This window comes from Angustibacter aerolatus (genome assembly GCF_054776675.1).
This window is the reverse complement of the sequence record NZ_BAAHBM010000162.1, coordinates 1-2,686: the sequence shown is the minus strand read 5'-3', so window position 1 is coordinate 2,686 and position 2,686 is coordinate 1. Positions and strand designations below refer to the sequence as shown.

General features: G+C 74.8%; 4 protein-coding genes. All 4 read left to right on the top strand.

What is annotated here, in order from left to right:
• Window positions 1-269 precede the first annotated feature (269 nt).
• The gene (locus ACYVI6_RS18425; RefSeq protein WP_460447754.1) at window positions 270-914 is read left to right on the top strand and encodes a ribosome maturation factor RimP; all 645 of its coding nucleotides are present in this window, start codon (window positions 270-272) and stop codon (window positions 912-914) included.
• Complete coding sequence (gene nusA, locus ACYVI6_RS18420; protein ID WP_460447753.1) at window positions 914-1,927, top strand: transcription termination factor NusA; 1,014 nt, start codon at window positions 914-916, stop codon at window positions 1,925-1,927. The genes ACYVI6_RS18425 and nusA overlap by 1 nt, the downstream gene beginning before the upstream one ends.
• On the top strand, window positions 1,911-2,366 hold the full coding sequence (locus ACYVI6_RS18415; protein WP_460447752.1) for a YlxR family protein: 456 nt from the start codon (window positions 1,911-1,913) through the stop codon (window positions 2,364-2,366). The genes nusA and ACYVI6_RS18415 overlap by 17 nt, the downstream gene beginning before the upstream one ends.
• Window positions 2,367-2,426: 60 nt before the next feature.
• The coding region (locus tag ACYVI6_RS18410) for a translation initiation factor IF-2 N-terminal domain-containing protein (RefSeq protein ID WP_460447751.1) at window positions 2,427-2,686 on the top strand (260 nt) is incomplete at its 3' end.

The window sequence follows — 2,686 nt, the reverse complement described above, 5'->3', positions numbered from 1 at the left end:
AGCGCGGCGAGCAGCGCGCCCAGCCGGTCGCGGGCCTGCTGGTCGGCGGACGCCGTCTGCTGGGCGGGCGTCACCGGCTGCCCGACCCGCACCCCGCAGCCGGCGAGCGCGCCGGCCGCGACCGCCGAGGCGCCGAGCCCGAGGACGGTGCGGCGGCGGGTCGGTGGCACGGCGTCGATCCTGCCACGGTGCCCTAGGGTGGACGGGCACGTCGGGGCCTCCCGCGTGCCGATCCATCTCACATGAGAACAGCGGCAGGAGGGGTGCAGGTGGCGAGCGCAGACCACCGCCACACGGCGGTCGTCGACGAGCTGACGCCGGTCGTCGAGGGTCTCGGGCTGGTGCTCGAGGACGCCGTGGTGACGCCGGCCGGTTCGCGGCGCGTGCTGCGCGTCGTGGTCGACCTGCCGCCGGCCGCGCCCACCGACGAACCCGCCGACCCGGCGTCCGGGCCGCCCGCGGCGCTGTCGCTGGACGCCGTGGCCGACGTGTCGCGCGCGGTGTCGGCGGCGCTCGACGCCCACGACGTGATGGGCGGCACGCCCTACGTGCTGGAGGTCAGCACGCCCGGCGTCGACCGGCCGCTCACCACCCCGGAGCACTTCCGCCGCAACCTGCTGCGCAAGGTCACGGTGAAGCTGGCCGGGGGCGGTGAGGTCACCGGTCGGGTGCTTGCCGCCGGCAGCGTGCTGCTGCTCGATGCCGACGGCCACAAGCCCGGCATGCCGGCCAAGCGGCGCGAGGTGCCCTGGGCCGACGTCGTCCGCGCCGCCGTGCAGGTCGAGTTCGACCGCCCCGGCGCCCAGGTCTACGACCCGGGCGAGGACGCCGACGACGACACCGAGCACGACACCGACGAGACCGAGCACGGCGACGAGCCGGACACCGACGAGCACGAGGGGAGCGACGACTGATGGACATCGACCTGGCCGCCCTGCGGATGCTGGAGCGCGAGAAGGAGATCCCGATGTCGGTCCTCGTGGCCGCCATCGAGCAGGCGCTGCTCATCGCCTACCACCGCACCGAGGGCGCGCAGTCCGACGCGCGGGTCGAGCTCGACCGGCAGACCGGCCACGTCGTGGTCTGGGCGCGGGAGAAGGTCGACCCCGACGACCCGGCGTCGGCGACCCGCGAGGTCGACGACACGCCGGACGGCTTCGGCCGGATCGCCGCCTCGACGGCGCGGCAGGTCATCCTGCAGCGGCTGCGCGACGTCGAGGACGAGGCCGTGCTGGGGGAGTTCCGCGGCCGCGAGGGCGACATCGTCGGCGGCGTCATCCAGCAGGGCCCCGACCCGCGCGCCGTGCTGGTCGACCTCGGGTCGGTCGAGGGCGTGCTCATGCAGACCGAGCAGGTGCCCGGCGAGCGCTACGTGCACGGCGAGCGGCTGCGGTGCTTCGTGCTCGCCGTCCGCAAGGGCCCCAAGGGGCCGCAGGTGCAGCTGTCGCGGTCGCACCCCAGCCTGGTGCGCAGGCTGTTCGCGCTCGAGGTGCCCGAGATCGCCGACGGCAGCGTCGAGATCATGGCCCTGGCCCGCGAGGCGGGGCACCGCACCAAGCTCGCCGTCCGCACGAACGTCGCCGGCCTGAACCCCAAGGGCGCCTGCATCGGCCCGATGGGGCAGCGGGTGCGCGCGGTGATGTCCGAGCTGCACGGCGAGAAGATCGACATCGTCGACTGGGACGACGACCCCGCGCGGTTCGTGGCGCAGGCGCTGTCGCCGGCGCGGGTCAGCGAGGTGGTGGTCACCGACCGCGCCGCCCGCTCGGCCCGGGTGATCGTGCCCGACTACCAGCTGTCGCTCGCCATCGGCAAGGAGGGCCAGAACGCCCGGCTCGCCGCGAAGCTGACCGGCTGGCGCATCGACATCCGCCCCGACACGCAGCAGGACGAATCGCGGTCGGAGCCCGGTGGCGGGGCGCGCTAGACTGTCTCCGTCCGAGCACACCGCCCGGTCGCCTGGCACCGTCCCGCAACGGACGTGCGTCGGGTGCCGACAGCGGGGTGACCGGACGGTCCTGCTGCGCTTCGTCGCGGTGCGGGCACCAGACGGCCTCCCGGGGTTCGTCGTGGTGCACGACCCGCGGCGGTCGATGCCGGGGCGTGGCGCGTGGCTGCACCCCGATCTCGACTGCGTGGCCCTGGCGGTGCGTCGTCCGGCGTTCACCAGGGCCCTGCGGTGCGCGGGTCCGCTCGACGTGTCGGGAACATCCGACCTCGTGCGGGCGCTGGTCACCCAGTCGAGACCGACCGCCGAGCCCGGCCCCGGGCCCGGCCACCCACGTCACCACCGACCGTCGGCGGTGGCGCGATCTACCGAGAGCGGGTCTGACGCTGATGAGCACCCGATGAGCCCCCAGCGATGACTTCCCCCCAGCACTAACTGCGGTCCGCGCCTGCCCTGGCCGGACCAGGACAGGAGAGACGTGGCAAAGGTCCGGGTCTACGAGCTCGCCAAGGAGCTCGGCGTCGAGAGCAAGGTCCTCATGACCAAGCTCAACGAGATGGGCGAATTCGTCCGCTCGGCGTCGTCCACGGTCGAGGCACCCGTCGTCCGCCGGCTGCGTGAGCAGCTGCCGGCCGACAGCGCGCCCGCCGCACCCAAGCAGACGGCGGCCCGACCGGCCGCTCCCAAGCCCGCGGCAGCGGCGCCCGCCGCCCCCGCGGCAGCCGCACCGTCGGCGCC

What these genes read in the sequence shown, in the direction of transcription:
- nusA (WP_460447753.1), top strand. Translation starts at nt 914, where the DNA reads ATGGACATCGACCTGGCCGCCCTGCGGATGCTGGAGCGCGAGAAGGAG.